Origin of the sequence: Cupriavidus sp. HMR-1, from assembly GCF_000319775.1 — a bacterium.
In the GTDB taxonomy this organism is placed as follows: Bacteria; Pseudomonadota; Gammaproteobacteria; order Burkholderiales; family Burkholderiaceae; genus Cupriavidus; species Cupriavidus metallidurans.
In genome coordinates this window covers 1-4116 of record NZ_ANKP01000046.1, presented here as the reverse complement: position 1 = coordinate 4116, position 4116 = coordinate 1, and the positions used below count along the sequence as shown (strand labels likewise).

Sequence of the window (4116 nt, the reverse complement as noted above, 5' to 3'; positions counted from 1 at the left end):
GGCCAGGCCGGCGGCAATCGCCTGGCCGAGGCCCTGCGCGCCGCCCGTGACCAGTGCCACGCGGCCGGCGAGCGAAAAGGGATGGGCTGTGGATGCATTTTCCATGCGGGGAAATATACCGCAGCCCTCCGGTCTTCAGCGGATCAGCTTGCCGGTCGACGAAACGATCGACATTTCCACGAACGAGGAACCGGTGTGGCGCGTCGGGCTGTAGCTGATCAGGATGCCGCCGAGATCGTAGTCGCGCAGGCCTTCAAGCGCCGCCACGAGCTTCTCGCGTGTGGGCTCCGGTCCCGCGCGGCGCAACCCTTCGACCAGCACCTTTGCCGACATGAAGCCCTCCATGCCCGCATTGCTCGGCTCCACCTTCTGCGCCTTGGCCAGGCCGCGATACTCGCTGGCAACGCTCATCTGGCTCGAGTTCATGCCGGGCACCACCTGCGTGATGATCAGGCCCCGGGCATCGTCGCCCAGTTCCTTGATGAACGAATCGGCAGCGTTATTGGACAGCGTGACGAACTGCGCCTGGCTACCGGCCTTCTTCATCTCGTGGATGATCCGGGCAGCCTCCGAGCCCGAACCGATCACCATCACGGCTTGCGGATCGGCCTTGTTGACGCTGGCCACACCCTGGCTGATATCCCCCATCGGTCGATTGAACGACGCCGCGCCAGCGGGCTGCACGCCACGTGCCTGCAAGGCCGTGTTGAAGCCCTCGAAGACGTCCTGCCCGAAGCCGTCGTTGGCATAGAAGATCGCGATCCGGTTCATGCCGGACGTGGCCAGATGGTTGATCGCGCGGGCCACTTCATCCTGGTATTTCGCACGCACGTTGAACACGTAGCGATTGACCGGTCGATGCAGCGTGATGGCCCCGGTCAGCGGCGCCACCAGCGGCACCTTCTCCGCGCCGATGATCGGCAGGATGCTCTCGTTCTGCGGCGTACCACGCACCATGAACAGCGCGAAGACCTTGTCGTCGGCAATCAGCTTGCGCACATTGCCGGGCGTGCGTTTGGCATCGAAGCCGTCGTCATAGGTCAGCAGTTCGATGCGCCGGCCCGCGACGCCGCCGCTGGCATTGACCGCATTGAGATAGACCTGGGCACCGGCGATCTGCTCCTTGACCGAGCCCGCCACCGGGCCGGTGACGCCGGCCGACTGGCCGATGCGAATGGTGTTCTTGGTGATGCCGGGTTCCGCGTGTGCCGCGATGGGCGCGACAAACCCGAGCGTGGCGGCGAATATGCCGCACGCGAACTGCCTTGCGTTCATTGTTGACCCCTCCAGTAGCGCTGGTGTGTTTGATTTTTAAGCGCGCCGCGCAACTGCGGCGGCATGGGGACGGTAACCCAACGGGTGGCAATGAGCAAACAAAGCGGCGGATAAGGCGGAATTTGACGCAGGAAATGCGGCGAAGTGTTGCTGCGGCATCACACCGGAAACCTGAAGACTCCGGTACCGGTTTCAGGTGTGGCCGCAGCATGGCGCGTGATGGGACACACGCCGGGGCGCGCCACGACGGGCGCGCGAAGGGAAAGGCCTGACCCCGCTTCGATCAGGGGAAGGCCGGTACTGCAGGATCCAGGCCGGCGAAGGACGCTTCGGGGTGCGCCTTCTGCAGCAGCGCCTCGACTTCTTCGACACGGCCGCGCGGCACATCCACCATCAGCAGCAGCTTGCCTGCCTCGATGTCCTTCTCGAACGACCGTAGTCGACTGTTCGGCGCCGAGCTGCCGATCATGCTCGCGGCCCACGCGCCAAACACGGCGCCCAGCACGGCGAGCACGCCGACCAGACCCCATTGCGGAGAGTCGCTGACGATCGGGAACATCGCTACCACCACGCCGGCCACGATACCGACACCACCGCCAACCATCAGACCCATTTCCGCAGCATGAACGATGTCCGAAGTCTGGAACAGGTTTGCCTCGTGCAGACCCGTCATGTCGGCGCCGTCGCGTCCCACGAAATGGATGTGGCTATTCTCGATGCGAGCCAGCAGCAGGTCGTCCATGGTACGGCGCGCGCTCGCCAGGTCGGGCAACAACCAGAAGATCCGTTTGCGCATGACTAGCCTCCTCTGTCAGGCCGCCCCGTACTCTGATGATCCGTCTTCGGGACGGGTTAGTAGCTGTTCTACTCTCTCCGCGAAGCCTGCGCAAGGTACCGAATGGATGACGGGAAGTGGGGTGCCAAACGGAGAATTTCGCGCGTCACTTCACCCGTGCGAACACCATCAGAATGTGATCGGTAGACGCACCGTCACCGTCAGATCTGGTGTATCTCGCGTCAGGCCCGCACCCACCGAGAGGTTCAGCGTGTACCGGTTGTTGAAGCGATAGGAGTAGCCCACGAGCAGCGTGCCCTGCGTGATGCGCACGGAGCCTGGGACGGTCTGCCCGTTCTGCTTGGTCGGCCAGATGATGCTCTGGTCATAGCCGATACTGAACGACGCGTGCTCGTTGAGCGACAGGCCCATGCCGAAGTTGAACTCGAAGATGTCTCCCGGTGCGATCTTGCCGAGGAATTCCTGCTGGCCGTTCAGCACGGTGCGATAGATGTTGTCACGCGCGAAGTTGTGCAGGTAGCTGAACGTACCGAAGAACACCGCCGGATCGGTCGGCAACAGCCACGTGACGCCCGGCTGGATTGCCTGGAAGCCGGTGCCGGTCGGCATGCCCAGCGGCAACCCGGTGCCGGTGGTGTTGCTGACACAACGGGTCACGCAATCGGTCACCACCTCGAACGGATCCTTGCCGGTGTTGGACTTGTAGCGCAGCCAGCCGATGAAGTACGGCATTTTCTCGTTGCCGTAGTTGAGCTGGTAGCGCAACGTCGCCTCGACGTCGCCCAGGCCGCTGCCGCTCGAGTTGAAGGCGTTGTCGACGGCGGTGCCGGTGAAGATCTCGCGGCTGACGGTATCGCTGCTCGAATGCACGTACGGCACCTTGGCTTCGATCTCGAGACGCTTGGTAATGCCGTAGCGGAAGGCCATGGACGTGATGTACGTCGACGTCTTGATCTCGCGCACGTCGATCAGGCCGATCAGCAGTGCGGGAATCACCGTGTAGCCGACCAGTACCGCGCGGTCACTCGACGAGTAGCCGTACTGGAAGCTCGGTTCGATCACGATCTTGCCCTGCGGCGTGAGTACGCCAGGCTGGTCGAAGATTGGCGCGATCTCTGGTGGACGCGTATCGCGCTCCGGCGGCCTGCCCACAGGTTGTTCGGGACCCGCGGCGGACTCGCCTTGCTGGTCGCCCTGGGCGGCCTGGCCCTGTTGCACGTTCTGCGGCGCCACGGCCTGCGGCGGCGCGTCGGAAGGCACCTGCTGGGCCTGTACGCCTTGCTGAGCCGTGCTGTTGATCTGTGTGGCGCTGGCGCCCGCAGCGGCCGCGGCGGCATTGGTCGCCATGTTGCCCGGCGTCACGCCGGTACCTACCCCGGCCTGGCCACCACGTTTGCGCGCCAGCGATTCGCTATCCACCGTGCTGCGCAGTTCGCGGATCGTGGCCTCCTGTTCGGCCAGCGCCCGCTTCATCGCCTCCAACTGCTTCGCCTGCTCGCTCAGTTCCTTCTGCAGCGTTTCGAGCTTGGCGGCCGCCGGCGGCCCATCGTCGGGCGGAGTCTGCGCATGAGCCATGCCGCCAAGCAGGCACATCGTAGAGCAACTGGCAAGACCAATCCCCTGCAGCGAGCGCTTCTTCATGACGTCTACCTCCCCCGAGGACGGCGGGCAAAAACGCTAAGGCCCGCTACCAGTTCGTCGATGTCTTCCTTTCCACGACCAAAGTTTCCTGCGACTGCCTTGTTGGTGTTACTTCATGCCGGCCATTGTTGAGATGACACTGTTCAGCGCGGTGTTTGCCATTTGCGCGCGGAATGCCGCCAACGTGTTCACGCTGGCGTTGATGGTCATCAGGCTCTGGATATTCTGGTTGTTGAGGGTATTCTGGATAACCGTGGCCGGCATGTTCGCTACCGAACCAACGTTCGCGGTGTTGGCCGCGCCGTTCTGTATCACCGTAAGCAGGCCGTTGGTGACGACCGTGCCCGCCGCCGCGACGGCCGTCGCAGCCTGTTGCTGCGCCACGCCGGCGGCGCCCGTTGCCT

Annotated in this window: 3 protein-coding genes and 2 pseudogenes; all 5 read right to left on the bottom strand. The window is 63.8% G+C overall.

All coding sequences use genetic code 11. The annotated features are described in order from the left end of the window. A pseudogene (locus D769_RS31770) lies at positions 1-105 on the bottom strand (gluconate 5-dehydrogenase); the annotation flags it as partial. Between the two features lie 30 nt (positions 106-135). Continuing rightward, positions 136-1275 (bottom strand): ABC transporter substrate-binding protein, encoded by a 1140-nt coding sequence (locus tag D769_RS06915; RefSeq protein ID WP_008643458.1) that lies wholly within the window; start codon positions 1273-1275, stop codon positions 136-138. 283 nt (positions 1276-1558) lie between these two features. Next, positions 1559-2071: a hypothetical protein gene (locus D769_RS06910; protein ID WP_008643456.1), complete on the bottom strand. Its 513-nt coding sequence runs from the start codon at positions 2069-2071 to the stop codon at positions 1559-1561. Between the two features lie 168 nt (positions 2072-2239). Beyond that, the gene (locus D769_RS06905) at positions 2240-3712 is read right to left on the bottom strand and encodes a hypothetical protein (protein ID WP_008643452.1); all 1473 of its coding nucleotides are present in this window, start codon (positions 3710-3712) and stop codon (positions 2240-2242) included. 108 nt (positions 3713-3820) lie between these two features. Then, positions 3821-4116 (bottom strand): annotated as a pseudogene (locus D769_RS06900) (hypothetical protein); the annotation flags it as partial.